Origin of the sequence: Micromonospora sp. MW-13 (assembly GCF_003434305.1) — a bacterium.
Classification (GTDB): Bacteria; Actinomycetota; Actinomycetes; order Mycobacteriales; family Micromonosporaceae; genus Micromonospora.
In genome coordinates this window covers 103,724-129,227 of sequence record NZ_QKKX01000050.1, presented here as the reverse complement: position 1 = coordinate 129,227, position 25,504 = coordinate 103,724, and the positions used below count along the sequence as shown (strand labels likewise).

Genomic DNA, 25,504 nt, shown 5'->3' with positions numbered 1-25,504 from the left:
CGACCCCGGAAGAAGGTCCTCCCTGCCATGGAATCCGTGAGGCCACACCCGCGTAGCCGCGCCGCTCGCCTGCTGCTCGCCGTCGCGGTCGTCGCGGCCGGCGCGACGCCGGCCATCGTCGCCGCTGCCACCACCGCCGCTCCCGCCCGCGCCGCCGTCACCCTCAACGACAGCGAGGTGACGGCGAACCTGTGGGAGTGGAACTGGACGTCCGTCTCCGCCGCCTGCACCAACCACCTCGGCCCCGCCGGATACGGGGCGGTCCAGGTCGCCCCGCCCCAGGAGTCGGTCAGCCTGCCCAACAGCGCCGACGGCGTGCACCCCTGGTACGAGGTGTACCAGCCGGTGTCGTACAAGCTGGAGAGCCGGTTCGGCAGCCGGGCGCAGTTCGCCGACATGGTCACCGCCTGCCACAACGCCGGCGTGCGGGTGTACGTCGACGCGGTCGTCAACCACATGGCCGGCGCGAACAACCCCGAGTCCGTCGTCGGCTACGCGGGCACGGACTTCTCCGGTCCCGGCTACAGCTTCCCGGCAGTGCCCTACGGCACCGGCGACTTCCACCGACCGGGCGACAACTGCCCGACCTCCGGGGGCATCAACGACTGGAACAACGAGGCCCAGGTGACCAGCTGCGAGCTGCTGGCCCTGACCGACCTGTACACCGAGAAGGACAGCGTCCGCACGAAGATCGCCGGCTTCCTCAACGACATGATCGGCCTCGGCGTCGACGGGTTCCGGGTCGACGCGGTCAAGCACGTCAGGAAGGACGACTTCGCCGCCATCCTCGGCAAGGTGAACAACACCGTCGCCGAGAACAAGCGCCCGTACGTCGCGCAGGAGATCTTCGACGGCGCCAGCAACGACGCGCTCAAGGCGCGCGCGTTCACCGGCAACGGCGACGTGCTCGACTTCGCGTACGCCAAGGGCCTCCGGTCCGCCTTCCAGGGCTCGATCTCCACCCTCGCCAACATCCCGAGCTGGAACCTCGACGCCCCCAGCGCCAACGTCTTCGCCATGGTCACCAACCACGACCTGGAGCGCGACGGGGTCGTGCTGTCCTACAAGAACGGCACCGACTACACCCTGGCCAACTACTTCGCCCTGGCGTACCCGCACGGCAAGCCCTCGGTCTACGACAGCTTCACCTGGTCCAACCGCAACCAGTCCCCACCGGCCAACGGTAACGGCTACGTCACCGACACCGCCTGCGGTGCCACCTGGAACTGCCTGACCCAGTCCACCGGAGTCAAGGGCATGGTCGGCTGGGCCAACGCCGCCCGGTCCGTCAAGACCGTCTCCGACTTCACCGCCGTCAACAGCAACGTCATCGGCTTCCACCGCGGCGACCGCGCCTGGTTCGGCGTCAACGACTCCGGCAGCGCCGCCACCGCCACGTTCGCCACCGGCCTCGCCGACGGCCAGTACTGCGACGTCGTCTCCGGACCCGCCACCTCGTCCGGCTGCGCCGGCGGCACGGTCACCGTCTCCGGCGGTCGGGCCACCGTGACGATCCCCGCCAACGACGCGGTCGCGATCCACGTCAACGCCAGGCCCGGCGGCACCACCCCGTCGCCGACCGCCTCGCCCACCCTGACCGCCAGCCCCAGCACCACGGTCGCCACCACCTTCACGGTCACCGCGAACCCGGCCGCCGGCCAGGACGTCTACGTGGTCGGGAGCATCCCCGAGCTGGGCTCCTGGGCCCCGGCCAGCGCCGTGCAGCTGCCCGCGCAGGGCGGCAACACCTACCGCGCGGTGCTCGACCTGCCCAAGTCCACCGCGGTGGAGTACAAGTTCATCAAGAAGACCGCTGCCGGCGCAGTGACCTGGGAATCCGGGGACAACCGCAGCTTCACCACCCCGGCGGCCGGCAGCTACGCGGTGACCGAGACCTTCCGCGGCGACACCGTCACCGCCGGGCAGATCGCCACCTCGTTCCACGCCACCGTCACCACGTCCTACGGCCAGAACGTGTACGTCGTCGGCAACGTCGCCGCCCTCGGCGGCTGGAACCCGGCCAACGCCGTCCTGCTCTCCTCAGCCGACTACCCGACCTGGCGGGCCACGCTGAACCTGCCCCCGAACACCGTCGTCGAGTACAAGTACCTCAAGAAGAACCCCGACGGCACGGTCACCTGGGAATCCGGCGGCAACCGCACCTTCACGACCCCGTCCTCCGGCACCCGGACCAACAACGACACCTGGAGGTAGTCAGGAACTTGTGCCACCGAGGTGGCCGGTCCCCGCGCGACGGGAGCCGGCCACCTCGCCTCGGCCCCACGGCGGGCCCCCCGTACCGCCCCGGACCCGGCAGTTGCCCGCTGGCCGTACGTCCAGTGACCGGTCCGGGCGCGGCTCGCCGGGGCGGGGTGGCGTCGCCGGCCGGCGGGGCCCTGGGCCGGGGAGGAGGTTCTCCGGCGGACGGTGGACCGTGGACGGAGGTCCTGCCGGGCGATCGATCTGTTCAAGCTACCCTGACCTGACTCTCCGTCGTGGCGTCGCGCCGTGGGGTGCGGGCAGTGGCGGTCGACGGTGGTCGGTGCCGGCGGTGCGCGATCCGCCCTGCCCCGGCGACCCGCGTCCGCGTCGCCGGCCGGAGCCAATCCCCACCGAGGAGAGACATGACGACGTCCCCGACCTGCTACTCCCGGCACATCGAGGGCTTCGGCGAGGTGGCCATCCGGCCCGTGCGGCCGGGCGAGGACATCGACGTGATCCACGACTGGGTCACCCGGGAGCGGTCTCGGTTCTGGGGCATGCGCGACGCCGGCCGCGAGCGGGTGCTGGAGATCTACGAGTACCTGGACTCGCTCGACACCCACCACGCCTACCTGATCCACCGCGACGGCCGGCCGGTGGCGCTCTTCCAGACCTACGAGCCGGGGGCCGACCCGGTGGGGGAGTGCTACGACGTCCGGCCCGGCGACTTCGGCATCCACCTGCTGATCGGGCCGCCGGACGGCGGCGCGGAGCCGGGCTTCACCGGCACCGTCCTCGACACCTTCCTCGACTTCGTGCTCGCCGACCCGGGCCGGCTGCGCATCGTGGTCGAGCCGGACGCGCGCAACGCGAAGGCCATCACCCGGCTGACCCGCGCGGGCTTCGTGCCCGGTCCGCAGATCGACCTGCCGGACAAGCGCGCCCAGCTCCTCTTCCTGGACCGGGCCGCCGTGCGCCCGTGACCACGCCCGCCACCCGTCGCGCCCGGGCCGGCGCACCGCTTCCCCGGAAGGGGGGAACACACCCCCGCCCCGACACCCGATCTTGAGGTTAGGCTAGCCTAACCACGTGCTGGACGATCGAGTTCGCGCCCCGCGGGGGGAGCGCCCCCACGGCGTGGAGCGGAAGACACCATGACCACGGCCGAGACCCTGCCCATCGCCCCGTGGCGCCTGTTCACCGTCGAGGTCCGCGCCGTGCGCCGGCTCAGTCCCTCGTTCGTCCGCGTCACCTTCACCGGCCCGGACCTCGACCGGTTCGCCGACAACGGCTACGACCAGCGGATCAAGCTGGTGCTGCCGCTGCCCGGGCAGCACGGGGTCCAGTTGCCCGGCGGCCCCGACTGGTACGCGAGGTGGCGGGCCCTGCCCGAGGACCAGCGCTGCCCGGTGCGCACCTACACCGCCCGCGCGGCCCGGCCGCACCTGGCCGAGGTGGACGTCGACCTGGTGCTGCACGGTGACGGCGGCCCGGCCAGCCGGTGGGCCCACCGGGTCCGGCCCGGGGACGAGGCCGCCCTCCTCGGCCCGGACGCCGGCTACCCCGGCGAGCACGGCGGCGTCGAGTTCCGGCCCTCGGCGACGGACCAGGTGTTGCTGGCCGGCGACGAGACCGCGGTGCCCGCGATCTGCGCCATCCTGGAACGGCTCCCGCTCGACGTCCGGGGCCGGGCCCTGCTGGAGGTGCCGCAGCGGGCCGACGCGCTGCCCGTCCCGGCCCCGCCCGGCGTGGAGATCACCTGGCTGCCCCGCGACGGCGCTCTCCACGGCAGCCGCCTGGTCCCCGCCGTCGCCGCGGCGACGGCGAGCCTGCTGTCCGGCCGGGCGCCGGTCGGGGCGGGCCGGCCGTCCGGGCAGCCGTCGATCGCCGACCCGGACGTCGACCAGGACATCCTCTGGGAGGTGCCGCCCTCGGTGGCGCCGGTGCCGGGGCCGCTGTACGCCTGGCTGGCGGGCGAGGCCGCCATGATCCGTACGCTGCGCCGGCACCTGGTCGCCGAGCGGGGCGTCGACCGGCGGGCGGTGGCGTTCATGGGCTACTGGCGGCTGGGCCGGGCCGACCCGTCCTGAGCCAGGCCAGGGCCCGCAGCGCGGACACCCGGGCGGTCAGCGGCAGCAGCGCGGCGGCGCGCAGCGCGTGCTCGCCCGTGAGCGCCGACAGGTCGAAAGTAGATCCACTCGAGCGCACCGGCGACGACGACGGCGAGCGCGGGGGCGACGATCAGCCGCTGCGTGCTGGGCAGGTCGGTGCCGGCGACGCCGATCGCCACCAGCAGCTCGCCGATCGCCACGGTGACGATCAGGTTGTGCCGCTCGGCCCAGTGCCGGGCGGAGCAGACGGGCGCGGGTTCCCCGGGCCGCGCCGGCCGAACCCGGCCGCCCGAGCGCGTCGGCGGACATCCTGGTTGGGTTCTGCGCCGGGGCGGCCTATGGTGGCCGCATGCCATCGGCCGCGCCGCTCGCCCGCGTCACCGTCACCCTCGTGACGGCGTCGCCGGCTGCCGCCGGCCGGCAGCGCACCGGGGTGACCACCCGCCCGGCGGGCGCGCCGTCGCTCGGTGCCGCGCCCATCCACGGGCTGCCGAGCCCGAGCCCCACCGGGCGTGGCCCTCCCGCCGGACGTGCAAATCCGACGGGTACGGCCACCAGGGCGAAGCTTCCGGCTTCGGCCCTTTTCTTTTTCCGGAAGGACCGACATGAGCACCGAAATCCAGGGGGTCAGCGATCGGCAGTGGCTCGCCGACCTGCGCGCGACACTGACCGACGAGCACGCGGCGCAGACGGCCCGGCTGACCGAGCTGACCGCCGACACCGGGGATCCGGGTGAGGCGCACACCCGCGCCGCGCTGATCGCGGCGGCCCGACAGAGCCGGGAGCGGATCGCCGACGCCCTGCTCCGTATCGAGGAGGGGCGCTACGGCGCCTGTGAGCGGTGCGGGGCGCAGATCCCGCCGGAGCGGCTGGAGGTCGTCCCGCACGCCCGCTTCTGCGTGCCCTGCCAGCAGAAGCACGGCGGCTGACGGCGGTCCGCGCGGCACCGGGCCGCGCCGCCGGTGGTCGCCGTCGGGTCAGTCGTCGGCGACGGCCACCGGCTGGCCGGCCACGCACCGCAGCTTCAGCTCGTGCTCGCCGCCCGGCCCGACGAAGGTGACCTCCACGTCGTCGTCCGGGCCCTGGTCGGCGTCGCCGACCCGGTAGCCCTGCGCGGGAGCCCAGGACACCAGCCGTACCCCGCCCGGCGCGCACTCGGCCACCGCGCTGCCGCCGGCGGTCGAAAAGGCCCGACGCGCGCCGGGCCCCGGCGGCGCGGTCGCCGGCGGTCCACCCGGACCGGTGGACGCCCTGCCGCCCGGCGCCGCCGTGCCCGCCGGCGGGGAGGCCAGCGCCCGCTCGACGTCGCGCTGGCTGTGCACCCCGCCCGGGGTGCCGGTGATGCTCTCCCCGACCAGCCGGATCGCGGCCACCCCGACCAGGGTGGCGAGCACGGCGGTGGCCAGCCACCCGGCGAAGGCGAGGGTACGGCGACGGCGCATCCCCCGACTATCCCCGATCGAAGGTTGGCGGGAGCGCCGGACGACGCTAAGGGAGGGTTAAGGAGCAAGCCGGCGGCGGTCCCGGCGGCTAGCCTGCATCCTGTGCCCCGGCTGCTGCTCATCGAGGACGACCTGACCATCCGGACGCCGCTGGCGCGGGCGCTGCGGGACCGGGGGCACGCCGTGGCCGCCGCGTCCACCGCGATGGCGGGGCTGCGCGACGCCCTCGACGACCGGCCGGACCTCGTCGTGCTGGACCTGGGCCTGCCCGACCTCGACGGGCGCGAGCTGCTGCGGATGCTGCGGGCGGTCAGCGCGGTGCCGGTCATCGTGGCCACCGCCCGCGACGACGAGACCGAGATCGTCCGGGTGCTCGACGCCGGCGCCGACGACTACGTGGTGAAGCCGTTCACCGCCGCCCAACTGGACGCGCGGATCCGTGCGGTGCTGCGGCGCGGGGGAGCCTCGGCGGAGGTCACGACGCTGGCGGTCGGCGGCCTGCGGGTCGACCCGCGCTCCCGGCAGGTGACCCTCGACGGCGCGCCGGTCGAGCTGACCCCGCGCGAGTTCGACCTGCTGCACCACCTCGCCGCCCGGCCCGGCGAGGTGGTCACCAAGCGGGAACTGCTCACCGAGGTCTGGCAGATCCCGTACGGGGGCGCGGACAAGACCGTCGACGTGCACCTGTCGTGGCTGCGCCGCAAGCTGGGTGAGAGCGCCCAGCAGCCGCGCTACCTGCACACGGTGCGAGGGGTGGGGGTCCGGCTGGAGTCCCCGGGCGGTGGCGGGTGAGGGCACGGCTGGCGCTGCTGGCCGCCGCGGTCAGCGTGCTCACCCTCGTGGCCTTTCTCGTCCCGCTGGCGCTGCTGGTGCGGGCGGTGGCCGAGGACCGGGCCACGGTCCGGGCGACCGCGGACGCGCAGAGTCTGGTGCCGGTGGTGGGCACGGCCGACACCGCGACCATCCGGCTGACCGCCGAGCAACTCGCCGCGGAGTCGGGCCGGCCGGTCAGCGTGTTCCTGCCCGGCGACACGGTGCTGGGCACCCTGGCCCCGCGCACCCCCGCGGTGGCCCTGGCCGAACGGGGGCGCAGCCTCACCGTGGAGTCGGACGGGGGACGCGAGGTGGTCATCGCCGTGCAGGGCCGGCCCGATGGCACGGGCGTGATCCGGACGGTGGTGCCGCGCGCCGAGCTGACCGCCGGGGTGACCCGGGCGTGGCTGGTGCTGGCCCTGCTCGGGGTGCTGCTGGTGCTGCTCGGGCTGCTGGTCGCCGACCGGCTGGCGCGCACCCTGGTCCGGCCGATCGCCGAGCTGTCCGTGGTGTCGCACCGGCTGGCCAACGCCGAGCTGGACGCCCGGGTGACGCCCGCCGGTCCGGCCGAACTGCGCGAGGTGGCCGGCGCGCTGAACCACCTGGCGGGCCGGATCCAGGTCCTGCTCGCCCAGGAGCGCGAGCAGGTGGCCGACCTGTCCCATCGGCTGCGCACCCCGCTGACGGCGCTGCGGCTGGAGGCCGAGTCGCTGCGCGAGCCGCAGGACGCGGCGCGGATCGCCGCCGCGGTGGACGGGCTGGAGCGGGCCGTGACCGGTCTGATCCGCCAGGCCCGCCGCGACCGGTCGCCGGCCGCCACCGGCGGTGACGCGGCGGTGGTGGTCGCCGACCGGGTGGCCTTCTGGTCGGTGCTGGCCGAGGACACCGGGCGGGAGTTCCGCTGCGACCTGGCCCCCGGGCCGCTGCCGGTCGGGGTGTCCGCCGACGAACTGGCCGCCGCCCTCGATGCGCTGCTCGGCAACGTGTTCGCGCACACCCCGGACGGCACCGCGTTCACCGTCCGCCTCGCCCGCGACGCCGACCGGGTGGTCCTCACCGTGGCGGACGAGGGCCCCGGCATGCCGGCGGCCACGGTACGCCGGGGAGCCAGCCCGGCCGGCTCCACGGGGCTGGGCCTGGACATCGCCCGCCGGGCGGCGGAGGCCGGCGGCGGACGGCTGGAACTGCGCACCGCCCCGGGCGGCGGGGCCGAGGTGCGCCTGCTGCTGGCCCCGCCGGCGACCTTAACCGGGCCTTAGCGTCGGTGCAGCGCGCCGCTATCCCGCCATGGCCGATCCTCGACTCAGCAACCGAGGAAAGGTGCACCGAGATGAAGCGCAACTCCCTGATCATGGCGTCCGTCAGCGGCGCGGCGATGCTGGCGGTGGCCGGGGTCGCCGTCGGCGTCACCGCCGCCGACGGTCGCGCCGGACGGACCACCCTGACCGCCGCCACCGTGGCCCCGGCGGCGACCGGCAGCCCGGACGACAGCGGCACCGACGCTCCCACCTCGGCCCCGGCGACCGGTGCGTCCGTCACCGGCTCGCCCGCCGGTACGGCCCCGCCGTCCCCCACCGGCGGGAGCGTCGACCAGCAGCGGGCCGGCGAGATCGCGCTGGCGCGCGCCGGGGGCGGCCGGATCGTCGAGGTCGAGGCCGAGGCCGAGGACGGCCACCAGGTGTGGAGCGTCGAGATCGTCAACGGGCGAACCGAGCACGAGGTCGACGTGGACCGCAACGACGGCGCCGTGGTCAAGGCCGAGCAGGAGCCGGTCGACGACGATGACGACCGCGACGACCGCGACGACGACGGCAGCGACGACTGAGCGACGCCGGCCTGTGGGCGGCGCGCCGGGGCCGCCGGCGCCCCGGTGCCCGGCCGGCGCCGGCGGACGCGGGCGGGCCGTCCGACGCGATCCCGGCACAGCGCGGGCCCCGGGAACTTTTCCGTCCCCGCGACCGACAAACAGTGGTGCGCCGCACCGGGGCGCCGCACCGGAGATCGGCCTCCCACCGCTGGCGGGAGGCGTCAGCCGCCGCAGCCGGGCCGGGAGACAGACCACGTGAACGCAACAGCGCCGCGGGCCGTACCGGTCCACGTGAGCACCGCCGAAGCGCACCGCCGGGCACCGGCGGGCACCCGCGCCGGGTCGGGCGGCCGGCCGTGCTGACCGGGGAGGCCGACGACGAGCAGGTGACCCGCTGGGCACGCCTCGCCGGGCAGGGCGACCAGCAGGCCGCGGCGGCGTTCGTCCGGGCCCTGCAACGCCCGGTGTGGCGGTTCCTGGCCCACCTCGCCGGGCCGGGGGAGGCCGACGACCTGACCCAGGAGACGTTCCTGCGGGCGCTGCGCAGCCTGCCCGGCTTCGCCGGCCGTTCCTCGGCCCGTACCTGGCTGTTCACCATCGCCCGCCGGGTCGCCGTCGACCACGTCCGGGCGGCGGTGACCCGACCCCGTACCGCGACCCTGCCGGACTGGCGCGCGGCGGCGGAGGCCGCGGGCGCCGTCGAGCCCGCGGCCGAGGACGGCGTCACCCTGCACCGGCTGATCGCCGACCTGGCCCCGGAACGACGGATGGCGTTCGTGGCCACGCAGGTGGCCGGCCTGTCCTACGCGGAGGCCGCGCAGGTGTGCGGCTGCCCGGTCGGCACGATCCGGTCCCGGGTGGCGCGGGCGCGCGAGGACCTCGTGGCCGCCTGGCACGCCGACACCCACCCCGCCCGCCCGAGCAGCGCCGGCTGAGTCCCCGGTCGGGCGGCCGGGAGACCCGCCGACGGCGCCGGCCCTGCCCACCGAGGGCCGGCCCTCGGGCGGCCGGTCAGGCGGCCCGGCGGTCGCTGGCCTGCGCGGCGTACGGCTGCGGTGGCACCAGGCGCAGCGGGGCCGGCGGCGCGGCCTGGTCCGGCTCGACCCGCCAGCGCGAACCCCGCGACCGTCCCTGCCCGGGCGACGGACCGCCCGGGCGCAGCCGGGGCCGCGACAGCAGCACGGTGAGCACCCAGCCGACCACCAGGAAACCGTGGCTGACCAGCCGGGACACGGCCACCTGGCCGGTCATCAGGTCGTTCACCGACAGCAGCACCAGCGTCGCGACGAAGGCGCTGAGCATCGGCAGGACGCCGGCGGGCGGGAACCGCCGCGCCGCGACGAACAGGAACCCGGCGCCGACGGCGACGTTCCACGCCGCCGACTCGTGCCACAGGTGCTGGCCGGCGGCGTGCGCGTGCGCGACGACCGCGCCCCGCCCGACCTGCGTCAGCCCGAGCACCAGTTGCACGGCGCCCACCAGGCCCAGCGCCGCCCGCAGCCCGGCCGCCAGCCGGCCTCGCCAGGCGGGCGTCCACCACCGGGGGGAGGCCCCGGCCGGGACGGCGGCGAGGACCGCGTCGGCCAGGTCGGGCACCGGCGACACCACCCGGGTACGCGCCCGCCGGGTCACCGCCGCCGCCACGTCGTACCAGGCCCGGCAGTCACCGCACGTGTCCAGGTGTCCCTCGGCCGCGACCCGTTCGGCCGGGGTCTCCTCCCCGTCCAACTGGGCCGACAGGATCTCCCGCCACTGCTCACACCGCATGTACCGATAGTCGCTCGCGGGCGGCGCGTGGTTCCCGGCCGCCGCCACGGGACGTCACCGCCGGCCGCGACCCGCCGCCGCCGACCCCTGGACGGGGTGGGTGTCACACGCCCCGGTGTGAGCGGCGTCATCGTCGCTCGGCAGGCGGTCGTCGACCGCGTCCACCGCGCCCCGCACGAGGACGGGCCGGTGCGGATTCGCCTGACCTTCCGTCAGAGCTGTTCGTAGATGAGAACTTTTGTTAACCCGCCGCAACGCCCGTTGCCGGCGCGCTGACCTGCGACGACAAGGCTCGGCGGGCGGAGGAGTTCTGGAAGGGGCTGTGGAACGGTTTGTGGAAGCGCCGGCGGTGCCGCCAATGCCACCGGCGCGCCCACCAGGAGGATCGTGTTGACGATGGCGGGTGCTGCATCGGATGAAACCCGCCACGCACCGTAGCCACAACGGGCTAGTGCCCCGTCATGCAGTCTTGAAGAGTAATCCGGGTGCCGGTTCTTGGATTCGGTGGCGAATCCGGTGGTCAGCTCGGTCTGGTTGGCGGTGTGCCAGGGGGCTGGCCTTCCACGTCGTGGTGGCCTGCCACGACATTCGACGTTCGTGCGGGACACGTCGGATCGTCTCGTTGCTGATCGCCGTGACGTGGCCTCGCCGGCCACCGCCCCCACAGCCTCATGCGTGGAGAGACGGCCGGCCCGACACGTCCTCGGCACCCACGGCGGGTGCGAATTTCGGGTGGGAGCGCTTCGGTCAGGGAGTCTGGGGTTTCTGGCGTGGGCGCTGTTGCACGGCAGGTGTGCCTTCCGGTGCCTATGGAGCTGAGTCGGATACGACATCGGCCATGCCCGCCGCCATCGGTGACCGCCGGCCACGACCGTCAGCCATGATCTGACGGGGTGGTTGGTAACCGCGAACGATGGTGGCCTGACCGGCGGTGATGACGTGAACGACTCAGCTCCATAGGCACCGCCCCTCATGTCATCGGCCGCCGCCCACGGTTCCGTCTGGGCGACCGTTTTCCGCCGGCCGGGGACCGCATCCACGACCAGGCGATGGCCTTGCCCCGCGTTACCGGACGAATTGAGTGTGGTCAGTGTGTATGGGTCTCCCAGGCCGGCTGCTGGGGCTCGTCGTTGTGCACGATGAGGTTGGCGTGATGGGTCGGGCGGACCGTAGCGAAGTAGAACTGTTGGGAGGGGATGTAACGCTCGCGCCAGCGCCGTTCGACGTCGGCTCGAGACAACACCCGGCGCTCTCATCGATCAATCAGTTCCGGGCGCATGAGGAAGACGCCGTCGAAGACCAGTACGGCGTCGGCGGGGGCAGTCGTGAACGGCGGGGACAGCGTGGTATCCGCGGTGCGGTCGTAGACCGCGTGTTGGAAGCGTCGATCTCCGCTCGGGCCGAGCGGGTCGAGCAGAACCCGGTTCAGCGCGTCGTAGTCGTGGGTGTCGAAGTAGCAGCCTTCGGCCGAGTACTCGCCGCGCGGATAGCGCTGTGCCCGGGGGAAGAGGAAATCGTCGATCGTCGCGCGGATGACGTCGCGGCCCTGTTCGCGCAAGACGACGGCCAGCTCGTCGGCGAGGGTGGTCTTGCCGGTGGTGGGCGGTCCGTCGATGGCAACCCGCGTCGGGTGTGCGACGGTGACGGACCCGACTGCCTCCGCCATGCGTGACTGTTCTGCCACCGATGGTGCGTCACGTTGAGTGATGGGTCGGGCGGCCCTCGACGCGCGGTCCTGCCGAGAATCGGGCATCGGACAAAGTGGGGATGGCGTGCCGCGCAGGCCCTCTGATATCGAACGTAGGCGTCGCACCGAGGCAGAATGTCGAAGGTGGTGAGCAGGCGTGTGCCCTGTCGGCGACCTCGATCACCGATGCCTTTCCGTCTACCTTACCGATGGGCGAAGACGAAGCCACCCTCGACGTTCGGGGCCGGGCGATGCAACATCTCCGCCTCGACGGTGAAACCGGCAGCGTCCAGCCAGGTCGCGACCCGGGCCGGTGACCGACGGTGCACGTAGACACTCATGGGGTGGCCGCCGTAGCCCTCCGTCTTGAGCTTGCTGCCGTCGCCGGCATGGAAGCCCAGCAGCAGGGCCCCGCCAGGCCGCAGCACCCGAAAGAACTCGGCGATGACCGTGGGGACCTCGTCGTCGGGGACGTGGATCAGGGAGAACCACGCGAGCAGGCCGGTCAGAGAACCATCGGCCAGTTCGAGACCCGTCATGGAGCGAAGAGCGCCGGGATGCCCCGCTGGAACGGCTCGCCGGCGAGGGCGTCCCGCAGTCGATCCGCGCGAGTGAGACGGCCGTGGCCGTCATGTATATGCAGACCAGCGCGAGGTGTCAGGGTGGTGGAGTGTGGTCGCCGGGCCGGGCCGGGTGGCCCCACGGTCGCGGTCAGGCTCTGGCCGACACGCCGAACGACCACTGTGGACAGTCAAGACATCTGTGATCTTATTTGTCCATGATCACTCCAACCCCACTCATGCGCCTCGTGGCCGGCGTCTGGGGATTCAAGACCCTCGCTGTCGGCGTCGAGTTCGGCCTGTTCACCCGGCTGGCCGGCGGCCGGACCATCACCGTCGCCGACGCCGCCGCCGAGTTCGGCCTCGACGAGCGCCCCGCGGACCTGCTGCTGGCCGCGAGCGCGTCGCTGGGCCTGCTGGAGAGGTCCGGCGACGGCTACCGCAACACCGAGCTGGCCGAGCAGTTCCTGGTCGAGGGCCGCCCGTACTACTTCGGTGCGCAGGTGCGCTACTCCGACCTGCGCACCTACCTGCCCTGGCACCGGGTGGGGGAGGCGCTGCGCGGCAACCGGCCGCTGACCTGGGACCCACAGGCGCAGCAGTCGATGTTCGACACCGCCGACCCGGACATGGTGGCCCAGTTCTGGGACGCGATGTTCTCCACCTCCAGCTTCACGGCCCGTGCCCTGGCCGACGCGTACGACTTCGGCGCGCACAGCCGGCTGCTCGACGTCGGCGGCGGTGCCGGGGCGTTTCCCGTCGAGCTCTGCCGCCGGCTGCCCGGGCTGCGCGCGACCGTCTTCGACCTGCCGCACGTCTGCGCGAAGGCCGACGAGCGGATCGCGGCGGAGGGCCTGACCGGGCGGATCGGCACGGTCGGCGGCGACTTCCTCGCCGACCCGGCGCTGCCGGACGGGCACGACGTCGTCCTGCTCAGCATGATCCTGCACGACTGGGACGAGCCGACGAACCGGGCGCTGCTGGCCAAGTGCCACGCGGCGCTGCCCCCCGGCGGGGCGGTCGTCGTCTGCGAGCTGCTGCTCAACGACGAGCGCACCGGCCCGCCGGAGGCGGCCCTGATGGGCATGAACATGCTGATCGAGACCGAGGGCGGGAAGAACTACTCCCGCGCCGAGTACGCGGCCTGGCTCGCCGACGCCGGCTTCGTCGACGTGCGTACCGTCTGGTTCGACGCCCCGGGCGCCAACGGCGCGGTGGTGGGCCGCCGGGCCTGACGCCGCCCGGCTCCGGCCGCCCGCCCCGCGCCGGGCGGCCGGAGCGCCGTCCGGCTCACGGCGCGTCCGGCGGCTTGTACGCGGTGACCAGCTCCCAGCCGCCGGGCAGCACCGCCACCCGGACGAAGCCGACCTCCTTGAGCAGGCCGGTGTAGAACTCCACCTCCCGCAGCCGGCTGACACAGCTGTCGACGCCGATGAGGAAGTAGCTCCAGAAGAACTGCATCGCCAGCCGGTCCGGGGTGCGGAACTCCTCGCAGATCAGCAGCAGCCCGCCCGGCGCGAGGGCGGCGTACGCCTTCTCGACCAGCGTGCGGGCCACGTCGTTCGGCCAGTCGTGCAGCACCCGCACGAAGGCCAACGCGTCGTAGCCGCAGGGCAGCGGCTCGGCGAGGAAGTCACCGCCGACGAACCCCAGCCGGTCCGAATGGCCGGACCGGACCCGCATCCGCTCCACCAGCGGCGCCACCGCCGGCAGGTTGTACACGTCGGCCCGCAGCCCCGGGGCGTCGTCGAGCACCCGCGCGGCGAGCGTGCCGTCGCCGCCACCGACGTCGAGCAGGCGGCGCCGGTCCGACCACAGCCGGTCGGCGTGCCGGTGGACCGTCTCGACCACCGGGCCGAGGCCGACGGCCATGCTGCGTTCGAAGGCGGCGGTCTGCTCGTCGTCGCGCGGCGGCCACGCGAAGTCGTCGTCGGTCATGCCGACCTCGCCGCGCAGGCTCTCCGCGAGCCGGCCGTGCAGCAGCCGCCACGGGTAGCGGTCCCGGTCCCGCTCGATCGAGTCCGGCCCGGCGACCGCCGCCACGGCGGCGCGCAGCCCGGGCACGGCCCGGTAGCGGGCCGCGGTGATGTCGTCGCCGGGCTCGTCCCGCTCGACGAACCCGAGGCTCTCCAGGCAGTCCAGGAACTTGTACAGCCGCAACGGCCGCACCCCGAACTTCTCGGCGAGCTCACCGAGGACGGCCGGACCCGGCTCCAGCACGTCGAGCAGGCCCATGGCGAGCGCTGTCTCCAGCACGTCCATGGCCTTGGTGCCGTTGGCGAGCAGGCTCATCAGTGCTCGCGGCGACAGCGTGACGGTCATCGGCCCAGCTCCTCTTCCAGCGCGTCCATGAACGTGTCGACCTCGTCGAGGGTGTTGTAGACGTGCGGGCCGACCCGCAGGTAGCCCCGCCAGCTACAGATCACGTCCCGCGCGGCCAGCCGCCGCTTGACCGCCTCACCGGCGGGCACGTCCAGGGCCACGACGCCGCCGCGCCGGTGCGGCTCGGTCGGGCTGACCACCGCGATGCCGGCGGAGGCGGCCCGGGCCAGGATCCGGGACGTGCAGGCCAGGGAATGCTCCCGGATCGCGGCGATACCCACGCCGGCCAGCAGGTCCAGGCCGACCTGGGAGACCAGCGAGGTGAGTGGGAACGGGGTCCCGCCGGCGAACCGCTGGGCGCCGTCCGCCCAGCCGGTCGACGGCCGGAAGGTCAACGCCCGGTCACCGGCCTGCCAGCCGGTCGCCGCCGGCTCCAGGGCCGGCGCCAGGTCCGGGCGGACGTACAGGAAGGCGGTGCCGACCCCGCACAGCCACTTGTGCGCGCCGCCGAGGACGACGTCGACGCCGAGGGCCGTCACGTCCAGCGGCATGACCCCGACGCTCTGGAAGGCGTCCACCACCACCAGCGCGCCCACGTCGTGGGCGCGTGTGACCAGGCGGGGCAGGTCGATGGTGGCCCCGGAGGAGAAGCTGGCGTGCGGCACGCACACCAGCAGCGTCCGCTCGTCGACGCGCCGGAGGAGCGCGTCCTCGTCGAAGTCGGGGCCGCCGGTGCCGACCACGTCGAGCCGGGCGCCGTAGCGGCGGAACGCGTTCCACACGAACGGCACGGTCGGGAACTCCAGGTCGGTGATGACGACCCGGTCGCGCGGCGGGCGGTAGCCGAAGCAGGACGCGACCCGGCTGAGCAGGGTGCTCAGGTTCGCGTCGGTGACCACGCTGCCCGGCGGGGCGCCGATGAACGCGGCCAGCCCGTCGGCGTACCGGTCGAGGCCCTCGTGCCAGCCCTGCCACACGTCGTCACGCCAGGTGCGCAGCGTGTCCCAGTAGCCGGTGAGCACGCCCTGCGCGCCCCGCGGCACCGCGCCGGTCGAGTTGTTGTTCAGATAGAGACAGGTCTCCAACAGGGGGAACTCGGCGCGTAGCGCGGCGTGCGCGGTGGCGTCGAGACACCGCGGCCCGCCCGTCGCGGACTTCAGTTCGGGTGCGCTCACTCGGGACAGCCTCCACTCGGTTCGGACGGGTCCGCCGGGTCGGGGTCGGCGGCGACGGCGGTGAAGACCGGGATCGCGCGGACCTCGGCCAGGTAGGGGGTCCCCTCGGTGTAGCCGGTGCCGGGCCGCTCGCCGAGCATCCGGACCGCCAGCCGGTGGTGGGTGCGCCGCCACTGCAGCACCGCCGCGGCGAACTCGCGCATCCGTCGCTCCACCAGGGCCCGGTCCGCCCCGGCCAGCCGGCCGGCGCGGACCGCCGCCTGCAGCGCCGCGTCGACCGACGGCCGCCCGGCGCGCACCCGGTCGCGCACCTCGGGCACCGACCGGTAGGCGGCCGAGTCCAGCCGGGACCCCTCAGGGGTACGGCACAGCGACTCCATCAGCTTGTACGAGCGGGACTGGATCGCGCTGGCCCCCTCGGTGTACGCCCGGAACGTCCGGAACGACTCCGGCTGCATGCTTGCCAGCAACGAGAACAGGGGCGCGGCTGTGGCGAGCTGGTCCCGGGCGTACGCCAACCGTTGCGCCGCCGCGGCGGCCCGGCCCGCGTCGAGCGCGTCGATCGTCGCGCGCAGCTCGTCGGCGAGCCCGGCGAAGGTGCACTCGTATGCCTGGAGCACCCGGATGAACAGGTACTCGTCGTGCGACAGGTACACCGGCAGCATGCTCAGCCGCAGCGCCCGCTCCTCGGCGGCGCTGCGGTCGGCGGCGGCGAGGGCGCGCAGCGCCGCGGCGGCCCCCGCCGGCTGGGGATCGTCGACCCCTGCGGTCAGGCCCAGACGGGACAACGCGGGGGCGACGGCCCGGACGCCCAGCCGGTGGCGCTTGGCCACCAGCGCCGGCCCGGGCCGCTGCTCGGGCAGCAGGTCGGTGGCGCCGGCGGAGGCGGCCAGCTCGAACCCCAGCGCGTCGGCGACCAGTCGCACGAGGAGCCGGTCGCGGTCGCGCCGGGCGGCCCGCCCCGCCACCGGCCCGCCGTCTTCACCGTCGTCGCCGCAGGGCAGCCCGAGCAGGCGCAACGCGAGATAGCTGCGGTAGTCGTACCGGCCGTCCCACTTGTCGAGTGCGACGTCGAGAAAGTCCCGCAGCAGCCGGACGGGGCCGGGTTCCGCCGGCCCGGCGCCGGCCGCCCGGGCGGCGACGTGCGCCCTGGCCTCGTCGAGGAGGGCGAGGAACTCCTTACCGACGAAGTGTTTGCCGGTCCGGTGGAACTCCGCCGTCACCGGGAGGTAGGGAAAACTGTCGGGATCGGCTCCACCGGACAGCCAGCTCGTCAGCTCGCGCACGAACCGCACCTCGACATTACAATTATGTAAAACACGGACGGTGACGTTCTGGCGATTTCCGGGCCGGTGGGATCCCTTCAGGGCCGTTCCGGGTGGGAAATGTCACCGGCCGGCGCGGCGGAGGCGACGCGCGCCTGCCACAGCTCGGGGAAGAACCGGTGGTCGATCAGCCTGGCGAGCATGGTGGCCGGGCTGCCCTCGGTGCCGGCGACGCCGTGGCCACCGACTCGGATGGCGGCCTGGTAGTGCCGCACCCGCCAGAACGCGACCCGCTCGTCCCACTCCACCATGGCCTCGGCCAGCCGGTGCGCCGGGTCCGTCGGGTCCGCCTGGCGCAACGTCGACAGGTCGATCCCGCGCCGCGCGAGGTGATCGGTGAAGGCCCGGCCGAGCTGGCGGCTCTCGGCCTGCACCCGGCGCCAGCCGGGCGACTCGGCCCCAGACCCGTTGCCCAGTGCGGGTTGCATCGCCTGGAAGTCCGCCGGGGACAGGAACCGGAACATCGCCAACTGGTCGGTGACCAGCCGAATCGCGAGCGTCGCCCGGGCCAGCAGCGGCTCCGCCGCCGCCGGCTCGTCGGCATCGACCCGGGCGCCCGCCTCGGCCAGCTCGGCTCCCGCCAGCTTCAGCCACAGCTCGGTGGACTGGTGCACCACCTGGAAGAGCAGCTCATCACGGTGGATCATCTGCTCCGGGCGGCGTTGGAGCTCCAGCAGCACATCCGTGCTCATGTAGCGTGCGTAGTCGGTGGCGCCGTCGCCCGGCAGTACGGGTGAGTGGTCCCGCTTCACGGAATTGTTCCCCTTCGATCGGCGTCGGTGACCCTGCACCCGACCCGTGACGGATCATTGCGGCAGCCATTATTAAACGACGAAAGGCAATGTGTCACGTCCCGGTCACGGACTGCCCCGTGGCGTCGCTAATGGGTCCGTCTCCACTGTTTTCATGGCAATTCCCGTGCCATTTAGCACGGTTACCCACCGCAGTCAATCCCTGGCGTGCCCAGGTCGGGACCCCGCCGCCGCAGGGCGGGCGGTTTTCGGGCACGCAGGAGGATGATCGCGGCGCCCGCCCGGCGGTACGGTGCTCGCCGTGACCGCCGCCGACCACCCCGCCCCGGGCCCGCCCCCCGAGGGGCCCATCGCCGTGCTCGCCAACCCGACGGCCGGCCGCGGACGGCACCGGGGACTGCTGCCCGGCGTGCTGGAGCGGTTGGCCCGGGCGGGCCGGCCGGTGCGCCTGCTGGAGGCGCACACGGCCGACCAGGCGGAACGCGCGTGCCACAGGGCGCTGGCCGCCGGGGCCGCCGCGCTGGTGACGGTGGGCGGGGACGGGACCGTGCACCGCGGCCTACAGGCGGTGGCCGGCACGGCCGTACCGTTCGGGGTGGTCCCGGCCGGCACCGGCAACGACTTCGCCGCCGACACCGGCTTCCCCGCCGACCCGCTCGCCGCCGCCGAGGCGATCGCCGCCGCCCTGCGGACCGGCCGGACCAGCCCGGTCGACCTGGCCCGGATGACCGGGCCGGACGGCATGCCCCGTTGGTACGGGGCGGTGCTCGCCGCCGGGTTCGACGCGATCGTCAACGAGCGCGCCAACCGGATGCGCCGCCCGCGTGGCCCCCGCCGGTACGACCTGGCGATCCTGGTCGAGCTGGCCCGGCTGCGTCCGCGCCGGTACACGCTGCGCCTCGACGGAGAGCCGTTGCAGGTCGACGCGGTGCTGGTCGCGGTCGGCAACTGCGCCAGCTACGGCGGCGGGATGCGGATCTGCCCGGACGCCGACCCGACCGACGGACTGCTCGACGTGGTGATCGGCGGCCGGTTCGACCGGCGCACCCTGGTCCGGGTGAAGCCGCGCATCTACCGGGGCACCCACGTGCGGCATCCGCTGGTGCGGACCCACCGGGCGCGCACCGTCGAGCTGGCCGCCGAGGGCATCACCACGTACGCCGACGGCGAGCGGGCCCTCGACCTGCCGGTGACCGTCACCGCCGTGCCGGGCGCGGTCCGGCTGCTGCGTGCCGCCGGGCCCGACGCGGGCGCCCAGTCGACCCGGCCCACCGCGCCGTAGCCCGGCAGGTACGGCTACCCGCTGCGCACCGCCGCGGGCACCCGGCGGCCGGACAACCCCGCGCCACCACCGCGCGGGTCAGCGCGGCAGGGCCAGGCCGAGCACCGAGCCCAGCCCGTTGGGCCGGCCCGGCTCGGCCTCGGGCAGCACCAGCACCGCGCAGCCGGCCCGCACCGCCCCGGCGTCGGCCGCGGTGTCGCCCACCATCAGCGCCCGTTCCGGGTCCACCCCGAGCATCCCGCAGGCCCGCCAGAAGATCCCCGGGTCCGGCTTGCAGCGCCCCACCTCGTACGACAGGGCGTACGCGTCGATCAGCCCGTCGAGCCCCCAGGCGGCGAAGAACGGCCGGATGTCGAAGCCGATGTTGCTGACCACCGCCACCTTCACCCCGGCCTCCCGCAGCGCCGCCAGGGTCGGCGCGGTGTCCGGGTACGGCACCCAGCCCTCGGGCACCAGCACCCGGTCGTAGAGCGCGTCGGCCAGCCCGTCGATCCCGGCGTCCACGGTCGCCGCCAGCCCCGTGTACGCGCCCCGGTGGGCGTGCGGGTAGAGGTCCCGGTCGGCCCACAGCTCGGCCAGCGCCGGCGGCACCCGGGCCGGCAGCGGCCCGCCCGCCCGGCCCGCCGTGAGCAGCCGGTCGGCCAGGCCGGTGGCCCGCGCCCGCTCCAGGGTCGCCCCGCAGGCAGCCGCGGCGGCCAGTACCCAGTCGCGGGGCTCCTCTACCTGGGCGAGGGTGCCGTGGAAGTCGAACAGCACCGCCTCCACGGGCCGGCGGGACGCCTGGGCGCTGCCAGCGGCGTCGATGCCGCGCGGCGGGATCGGGCGGGGCGGTTCGGCATGGTCCGGCACGCCGTGCACCCTACCGACCGCCCTGTACCCCGGTGTCGGACGGCCTTGACCGGTGCGCCCGTGGCGCACGCATTAATCTTGACGACATGTCGAGCCCCGCCGAGCGGTACGCCGCGGCCCGCCGCCGGGCCGCGCAGGCCTCACAGTTCCCGGCGCTGGACGAGTTCGCCCTTGACCTGGGGTTCGATCTCGACGACTTCCAACGGGAGGCGTGTCAGGCCTTGGAACGGGGCAGCGGGGTGCTGGTCTGCGCCCCCACCGGCGCCGGCAAGACGGTGGTCGGCGAGTTCGCCGTACACCTGGCCCTGCGCGGCGTGCCCGACCAGCCGGCGGACGCCGACGGCCCCGGCGCGGCGCCCACCCGGCGCAAGTGCTTCTACACCACCCCGATCAAGGCGCTGTCCAACCAGAAGTACCACGACCTGGTGGACCGCTACGGGGCCGAGCAGGTCGGCCTGCTCACCGGCGACAACGCCATCAACGGCGACGCCCCGGTGGTGGTGATGACCACCGAGGTGCTGCGCAACATGCTCTACGCCGGCTCGGCCACCCTCCAGGGCCTGGCCTACGTGGTCATGGACGAGGTGCACTACCTCGCCGACCGGTTCCGTGGCGGCGTGTGGGAAGAGGTGATCATCCACCTGCCGGCCTCGGTCACCCTGGTCTCGCTGTCCGCGACCGTCTCCAACGCCGAGGAGTTCGCCGACTGGCTGGTCACCGTGCGCGGCGAGACGGCGGTGGTGGTCAGCGAGCACCGGCCGGTGCCGCTGTGGCAGCACATGCTGGTCGGCAAGCGGATGTTCGACCTGTTCCACGACGCCGACGCCGCCCGCAAGCACGACGTGCACCCCGAGCTGCTGCGCTACACCCGCGACACGATGCGCCGGCTGGAGCTCGGCGAGGGCCGCAGCGCCGGACCCGGCGGCGGGCGGCGCGGCCCCCGCTGGCGTGGCCCGCTGCGCCCCGACATCGTCGACCGGCTCGACCGGGAGGGGCTGCTCCCGGCGATCCTGTTCATCTTCAGCCGCGCCGGCTGCGCCGCCGCCGTGCAGCAGTGCCTCGCCGCCGGCCTGCGGCTGACCTCACCCGAGGAACGCGCCGAGATCCGCCGGGTCGTCGAGAGCCGGGTCACCGCCATCCCCGGCGAGGACCTGACGGTCCTGGGCTACTGGGAGTGGCTCGACGGCCTGGAGCGCGGGCTGGCCGCCCACCACGCCGGCATGCTCCCGGTGTTCAAGGAGATCGTCGAGGAGCTGTTCGTCCGCGGCCTGGTCAAGGCGGTTTTCGCCACCGAGACCCTGGCCCTGGGCATCAACATGCCCGCCCGCTGCGTCGTGCTCGAACGGCTGGTGAAGTTCAACGGCGAGGCCCACGTCGACCTCACCCCGGGGGAGTACACCCAGCTCACCGGCCGCGCCGGCCGCCGGGGCATCGACGTGGAGGGGCACGCCGTCGTCGTCTGGTCCCCGGAGACCGACCCCCGGCACGTCGCCGGCCTGGCCTCCACCCGCACCTACCCGCTGCGCTCCAGCTTCCGCCCGTCCTACAACATGGCCGTCAACCTCGTCGGCACCGTCGGCGCGGAGCCGGCCCGGGCGCTGCTGGAGTCCTCGTTCGCGCAGTTCCAGGCGGACCGGTCGGTGGTCGGCCTGGCCCGCCAGGTGCAGCGCAACACCGAGACCATCGACGCCTACGGCGCGGAGGGGGCCTGCCACCACGGCGACTTCGACGAGTACTTCGCCCTGCGGGTGGCCATCGCCGACCGGGAACGGGCCATCGCCCGGCAGGGCCAGCAGCAGCGCAAGGCCGCCGCGGTGGCCTCGCTGGAGCGGCTGCGCGTCGGCGACGTGATCCGGGTGCCGTCCGGGCGGCGCGCCGGCCTCGCGGTGGTGCTCGACCCGGCCACCGGCGGGTTCGGCGAGCCCCGCCCGCTGGTGCTCACCCAGGACCGCTGGGCCGGCCGGGTCGGCCCCGGCGACTTCACGGCCCCGGCCGAGGTGCTCGCCCGCATCCGGGTGCCCAAGCACTTCAACCACCGTTCCCCGGCGGCCCGCCGGGACCTCGCCGCCGAGGTCGGCGGCACCGGGCTGGACCGGCACGGCGGGCGCCGCGGCGGCCGGTCCCGGCAGGGCGGCGGCGAGGACCACGCGATCAGCCAGTTCCGCTCCGAGCTGCGCCGGCACCCCTGCCACGCCTGCCCGGACCGGGAGGAGCACGCCCGCTGGGCCGAGCGCCGCCGCCGGCTGGAGCGCGACACCGAGGAGCTGCGCCAGCGGGTCGCCGGCCGCACCGGCTCGCTGGCCCGCACGTTCGACCGGATCGTCGCGCTGCTCACCGCGCGCGGCTACCTGTCCGCCGACGGCGCGGTCACCGACGCCGGGCGGATGCTCGGCCGGATCTGGACCGAGGCCGACCTGCTGGTCGCCGAGTGCCTGCGCCGGGGCGTCTGGGACGGCCTGTCGCCGTCGGAGCTGGCCGCCGCCGTCTCGGTGGTGGTCTTCGAGGCCCGCCGGGACGTCGACGAGCGGGCGTCGCTGCCGCGCGGGCCGGTCGCCGAGGCCGTCGAGGAGACGCTGAAGCTGTGGGGGGAGATCGAGGCCGACGAGGCCGCCCGGGGCCTCACGGTCACCCGCGAGCCGGACCTCGGCTTCGCCTGGCCGGTCTACCGCTGGGCGCGGGGTGAGGCGCTGGCGAAGGTGCTGGCCAGCGGCCACCAGATCGACGGCGAGATGCCGGCCGGCGACTTCGTCCGTTGGGCCCGGCAGGTGGTCGACCTGCTCGGCCAGCTCGCCGACTCCGGCGGGGCGTCCACCGAGCTGCGGGCCACCGCCCGGCAGGCCATCGCCGCCGTGAACCGGGGCGTCCTCGCCTACCACGCCAGCGCCTGATCATCACGCCTGGTCATCGCCGACGCTGATCGACGCATCGGACGGTTGCCGCAATGGCACCCCCGAATTGCCCGGGGGTGCCATTGCGACAGCCCAAGCGGTCCCCGATCATGTTTTCGGCGCACCGTGTACGCGCCGGTAATCAGGCGAGGGGACAGCCCGGTGGCGGAGATCAATCACTTTGAGTACGGGTGGATCACCCCGGCCCTCAGCTACGCGCTGTCGGTGTTGGGCTCGTTTCTCGGCCTGGTCTGCGCGGGGCGGATCCGGACCGCCGGCACGGCCGGGCAGCGGGCGTGGTGGGGCACCCTGGCCGCGTGGGCGATCGGCGGCACCGCCATCTGGAGCATGCACTTCATGGCGATGCTCGGCTTCGCCGTTGACGGCACCCGAATCCGCTACGACGTGCCGATCACCGTGGCCAGCGCCCTCATCGCCGTCGTCGCCGTCGGCATCGGCCTGGCCATCGTCGGCACCGGCCGGCTCTCCGTGCTCCGCGTCGTCGCCGGCGGCCTGTTCACCGGGGCCGGGGTCGCCGCCATGCACTACACGGGCATGGCGGCGATGCGGCTCAACGGCTCCCTCGGCTACGACGGCGTCCGGGTCGCCCTGTCCGTGCTGATCGCCGTGGTCGCGGCCACCGTGGCGCTCTGGCTGGCCGTCACCGTCCGTCGTGCGCTGGCGATCGCCGCCTCCGCGCTGGTGATGGGCGTCGCCGTCAACGGCATGCACTTCACCGGCATGAGCGCCCTGTCGGTGCACCTGCACGAGCAGCGTGGCGAGGTCACCGGCGCCGGGTTCAGCACCCTGCTGGTGCCGATCGTCCTCGCTGTCATCCTCGTCGTGGTGGGGCTGGTGTACGCCCTGCTCGCCGCGCCCACCGACGAGGACCGGGCCGGCGCGGCGTACCTCGACGCGCGCCGGGGGCCCGCCGGGGCCGCGCCGGCCGCCGAGGCGCAGCCGGCCCCGGACCCGGTCGGCCTGCGCGCCCGGGGCACCCTGGCCCGGCCGGGCACCGCCTTCCCGTCCCGCCGGGACACCCCGCCGCGCTGATCCCCGGGGCGGTGGTGCCCCGGGGCTCCTGGACGGCGGGTCAGCCCTGGGCGGCCAGGGCGTCGACGAGCCGGCGGCAGGAGCCGGCGAGGTTCCACCGCTCGGCCAGCTCCAGCAGCCGCTCCGGGGCCGCCGGTGAGCCCGGCAGCGCGGTCGGCAGCTCTGGCAACGGCACGTCCAGCGCCACCCGCACCACCTTCGGCGCGACGGCCAGGTAGTCGCGGGAGGCGTCGAGCTTGGCCCGCAGGCCGGGGGCGAAGCCGGAGCCCGGGTCGTCGAGGGCGGCGAGGATGCCGTCGAGGTCGCCGTACCGGTCGACCAGCCGGGCGGCGGTCTTCTCCCCGACGCCCGGCACCCCGGGCAGCCCGTCGCTCGGGTCGCCGCGCAGGGCCGCGAAGTCGGCGTACCGGTTGGCGGGGACCCCGTAGCGGGACCGCACGGCGGTGTCGTCGCAGTCCTCCAGCTTGGCCACGCCCCGCCCCACGTAGAGCAGTCGCACCCCACGGTCGTCGTCGACGAGCTGGAACAGGTCGCGGTCGCCGGAGACCACCTCCGCCGGGGCCGGCTGGGTCACCGACAACGTGCCCAGCACGTCGTCGGCCTCGTAGCCGGCGGCGCCGACGGTGGTGATGCCGACCGCCGCCAGCACGTCCAGGATCACCGGAATCTGCGGGGTGAGGGTGTCGGGCACCACCTCACCGCCGGCCGGGGCGAGTCGGTGCGCCTTGTACGACGGCAGCAGCGCCACCCGCCAGTCCGGTCGCCAGTCGTGGTCCATCGCGCAGACCATCCGGTCGGGACGGCGGGTGCGGATCAGCGTGGCGAGCATGTCGAGGAAGCCGCGCACCGCGTTGACCGGGGTGCCGTCCTCGGCCTTCGCCGCGGACTCGGGGACGCCGAAGTAGGCCCGGAAGTAGAGGCTGGGGGCGTCGATCAGCAGGATCGGGGGTCGGTGTGCCACGCCGGACAGCGTGGCACAACCGTGCGACGATCCGGCTGCGACGCGGCGGTCAGGTCGACCCGTCGCGCCGGTACAGGGTCTCCTTGCGGGCCAGGCGCTGCACCGCGAAGCTCGCCACCAGCAGCACGATCGCGACGGCCGCCTCCAGCCAGGCGACCGCGCCGTTGGCGACCGTCAGGCCGACGGCCAGCAGCGCCAGCCCGGCCACCGCGAGGATGCCGGCCCAGAGCAGCCGACGTCGCCGCCGCGCGTCCCGTTCCCGCTCGCCGTCCGCCACCCGCGCCGCCCACCTTCCGCCGTCGCCGCCCGCCGCTGCGGTGTCGGCGCAGGTCCAGGCTATCGACGCGGGCTCCGGCCCGGGCGGCTTTGCCGGGCGCCGGGGCGACGCCGCCCGGTCACCGCTGGTTGAACCAGCTCCGGGCGCCCTCGACTTTCCTCCGTTCTCGGCGCGGTTGTGCGGGGGTGTCAGTCGGCGCCGGGCCGGAGGGCTCGGTGCCCGCACGGTCGC

Annotated in this window: 23 protein-coding genes and 1 pseudogene; 12 read left to right on the top strand and 12 right to left on the bottom strand. The window is 74.5% G+C overall.

Going from position 1 to position 25,504, the window contains the following annotated elements:
• Positions 1-27: 27 nt before the first annotated feature.
• The 3 genes from C5N14_RS23280 (at position 28) to C5N14_RS23270 (ending at position 4,292) form a co-directional block, all read left to right on the top strand.
• Entirely contained in the window at positions 28-2,214 is a 2,187-nt protein-coding gene (locus C5N14_RS23280) for a carbohydrate-binding module family 20 domain-containing protein (protein ID WP_117670589.1), read from the top strand.
• Positions 2,215-2,624: 410 nt separating this feature from the next.
• Positions 2,625-3,185, top strand: coding sequence for a GNAT family N-acetyltransferase (locus C5N14_RS23275; RefSeq protein WP_117670587.1), 561 nt, complete (start codon positions 2,625-2,627; stop codon positions 3,183-3,185).
• A 171-nt stretch (positions 3,186-3,356) separates the two neighbouring features.
• Positions 3,357-4,292: a siderophore-interacting protein gene (locus C5N14_RS23270; RefSeq protein WP_117670585.1), complete on the top strand. Its 936-nt coding sequence runs from the start codon at positions 3,357-3,359 to the stop codon at positions 4,290-4,292.
• On the opposite strand, the gene C5N14_RS33830 is transcribed toward C5N14_RS23270, so the two are convergent.
• A complete protein-coding gene (locus tag C5N14_RS33830) occupies positions 4,259-4,669 on the bottom strand; it encodes a low temperature requirement protein A (RefSeq protein WP_117670583.1) in 411 nt (136 codons plus the stop codon). The two genes, C5N14_RS23270 and C5N14_RS33830, sit on opposite strands and share 34 nt — an antisense overlap.
• 249 nt (positions 4,670-4,918) lie before the next feature.
• On the opposite strand from C5N14_RS33830, the gene C5N14_RS23260 reads away from it, so the two are divergent.
• Complete coding sequence (locus tag C5N14_RS23260) at positions 4,919-5,242, top strand: TraR/DksA family transcriptional regulator (protein WP_117670581.1); 324 nt, start codon at positions 4,919-4,921, stop codon at positions 5,240-5,242.
• 48 nt (positions 5,243-5,290) lie between these two features.
• Here C5N14_RS23260 and C5N14_RS23255 read toward each other — a convergent pair whose 3' ends face one another.
• Positions 5,291-5,755 carry a septum formation initiator gene (locus C5N14_RS23255; RefSeq protein ID WP_117670579.1) on the bottom strand — a complete coding sequence of 155 codons (465 nt, stop codon included), beginning with the start codon at positions 5,753-5,755 and terminating at the stop codon, positions 5,291-5,293.
• Between the two features lie 102 nt (positions 5,756-5,857).
• On the opposite strand from C5N14_RS23255, the gene C5N14_RS23250 reads away from it, so the two are divergent.
• The 4 genes from C5N14_RS23250 to C5N14_RS23235 all read left to right on the top strand — a co-directional run bounded on the left by C5N14_RS23250 (position 5,858) and on the right by C5N14_RS23235 (position 9,310).
• On the top strand, positions 5,858-6,547 hold the full coding sequence (locus tag C5N14_RS23250) for a response regulator transcription factor (protein WP_117670577.1): 690 nt from the start codon (positions 5,858-5,860) through the stop codon (positions 6,545-6,547).
• Positions 6,544-7,827 (top strand): HAMP domain-containing sensor histidine kinase, encoded by a 1,284-nt coding sequence (locus C5N14_RS23245; protein ID WP_117670575.1) that lies wholly within the window; start codon positions 6,544-6,546, stop codon positions 7,825-7,827. The genes C5N14_RS23250 and C5N14_RS23245 overlap by 4 nt, the downstream gene beginning before the upstream one ends.
• 71 nt (positions 7,828-7,898) lie before the next feature.
• Complete coding sequence (locus tag C5N14_RS23240; RefSeq protein WP_117670573.1) at positions 7,899-8,393, top strand: PepSY domain-containing protein; 495 nt, start codon at positions 7,899-7,901, stop codon at positions 8,391-8,393.
• Positions 8,394-8,734: 341 nt separating this feature from the next.
• Positions 8,735-9,310: a sigma-70 family RNA polymerase sigma factor gene (locus tag C5N14_RS23235; protein WP_117670674.1), complete on the top strand. Its 576-nt coding sequence runs from the start codon at positions 8,735-8,737 to the stop codon at positions 9,308-9,310.
• Between the two features lie 76 nt (positions 9,311-9,386).
• Here C5N14_RS23235 and C5N14_RS23230 read toward each other — a convergent pair whose 3' ends face one another.
• The 3 genes and pseudogenes from C5N14_RS23230 to C5N14_RS23215 form a co-directional block, all read right to left on the bottom strand.
• Positions 9,387-10,142 (bottom strand): zf-HC2 domain-containing protein, encoded by a 756-nt coding sequence (locus C5N14_RS23230; RefSeq protein ID WP_117670676.1) that lies wholly within the window; start codon positions 10,140-10,142, stop codon positions 9,387-9,389.
• 1,087 nt (positions 10,143-11,229) lie between these two features.
• A pseudogene (locus C5N14_RS23220) lies at positions 11,230-11,808 on the bottom strand (uridylate kinase).
• Positions 11,809-12,032: 224 nt separating this feature from the next.
• Entirely contained in the window at positions 12,033-12,368 is a 336-nt protein-coding gene (locus tag C5N14_RS23215) for a methyltransferase domain-containing protein (RefSeq protein ID WP_117670571.1), read from the bottom strand.
• Between the two features lie 239 nt (positions 12,369-12,607).
• Here C5N14_RS23215 and C5N14_RS23210 point away from each other — a divergent pair, with 239 nt between their 5' ends.
• A complete protein-coding gene (locus C5N14_RS23210; protein ID WP_117670569.1) occupies positions 12,608-13,624 on the top strand; it encodes a methyltransferase in 1,017 nt (338 codons plus the stop codon).
• 55 nt (positions 13,625-13,679) lie between these two features.
• On the opposite strand, the gene C5N14_RS23205 is transcribed toward C5N14_RS23210, so the two are convergent.
• The 4 genes from C5N14_RS23205 to C5N14_RS23190 all read right to left on the bottom strand — a co-directional run bounded on the left by C5N14_RS23205 (position 13,680) and on the right by C5N14_RS23190 (position 17,963).
• Complete coding sequence (locus C5N14_RS23205) at positions 13,680-14,711, bottom strand: methyltransferase (protein WP_117670567.1); 1,032 nt, start codon at positions 14,709-14,711, stop codon at positions 13,680-13,682.
• Complete coding sequence (locus tag C5N14_RS23200) at positions 14,708-15,886, bottom strand: aminotransferase class V-fold PLP-dependent enzyme (RefSeq protein WP_243639950.1); 1,179 nt, start codon at positions 15,884-15,886, stop codon at positions 14,708-14,710. Before C5N14_RS23200 ends, C5N14_RS23205 begins: the two co-directional genes overlap by 4 nt.
• Positions 15,883-17,181, bottom strand: a complete 1,299-nt coding sequence (locus C5N14_RS23195) for a tryptophan 2,3-dioxygenase family protein (RefSeq protein WP_117670565.1) — start codon at positions 17,179-17,181, stop codon at positions 15,883-15,885. The genes C5N14_RS23200 and C5N14_RS23195 overlap by 4 nt, the downstream gene beginning before the upstream one ends.
• 68 nt (positions 17,182-17,249) lie before the next feature.
• A complete protein-coding gene (locus tag C5N14_RS23190) occupies positions 17,250-17,963 on the bottom strand; it encodes a tryptophan 2,3-dioxygenase family protein (RefSeq protein WP_117670563.1) in 714 nt (237 codons plus the stop codon).
• 292 nt (positions 17,964-18,255) lie between these two features.
• On the opposite strand from C5N14_RS23190, the gene C5N14_RS23185 reads away from it, so the two are divergent.
• Positions 18,256-19,245: a diacylglycerol kinase gene (locus C5N14_RS23185; protein ID WP_117670561.1), complete on the top strand. Its 990-nt coding sequence runs from the start codon at positions 18,256-18,258 to the stop codon at positions 19,243-19,245.
• A 78-nt stretch (positions 19,246-19,323) separates the two neighbouring features.
• On the opposite strand, the gene C5N14_RS23180 is transcribed toward C5N14_RS23185, so the two are convergent.
• Positions 19,324-20,064: an HAD family hydrolase gene (locus C5N14_RS23180; RefSeq protein WP_371685893.1), complete on the bottom strand. Its 741-nt coding sequence runs from the start codon at positions 20,062-20,064 to the stop codon at positions 19,324-19,326.
• Between the two features lie 116 nt (positions 20,065-20,180).
• On the opposite strand from C5N14_RS23180, the gene C5N14_RS23175 reads away from it, so the two are divergent.
• Both C5N14_RS23175 and C5N14_RS23170 read left to right on the top strand, forming a co-directional pair.
• Positions 20,181-22,982: an RNA helicase gene (locus C5N14_RS23175; RefSeq protein ID WP_117670559.1), complete on the top strand. Its 2,802-nt coding sequence runs from the start codon at positions 20,181-20,183 to the stop codon at positions 22,980-22,982.
• A 162-nt stretch (positions 22,983-23,144) separates the two neighbouring features.
• The gene (locus C5N14_RS23170) at positions 23,145-24,035 is read left to right on the top strand and encodes an MHYT domain-containing protein (protein ID WP_117670558.1); all 891 of its coding nucleotides are present in this window, start codon (positions 23,145-23,147) and stop codon (positions 24,033-24,035) included.
• A 40-nt stretch (positions 24,036-24,075) separates the two neighbouring features.
• Here the strand turns inward: C5N14_RS23170 and C5N14_RS23165 are convergent, their stop codons facing one another.
• Both C5N14_RS23165 and C5N14_RS34255 read right to left on the bottom strand, forming a co-directional pair.
• Positions 24,076-24,996, bottom strand: a complete 921-nt coding sequence (locus C5N14_RS23165) for a 5'-3' exonuclease (protein ID WP_117670556.1) — start codon at positions 24,994-24,996, stop codon at positions 24,076-24,078.
• Between the two features lie 49 nt (positions 24,997-25,045).
• On the bottom strand, positions 25,046-25,498 hold the full coding sequence (locus tag C5N14_RS34255) for a DUF3040 domain-containing protein (RefSeq protein ID WP_371685892.1): 453 nt from the start codon (positions 25,496-25,498) through the stop codon (positions 25,046-25,048).
• Positions 25,499-25,504 lie beyond the last annotated feature (6 nt).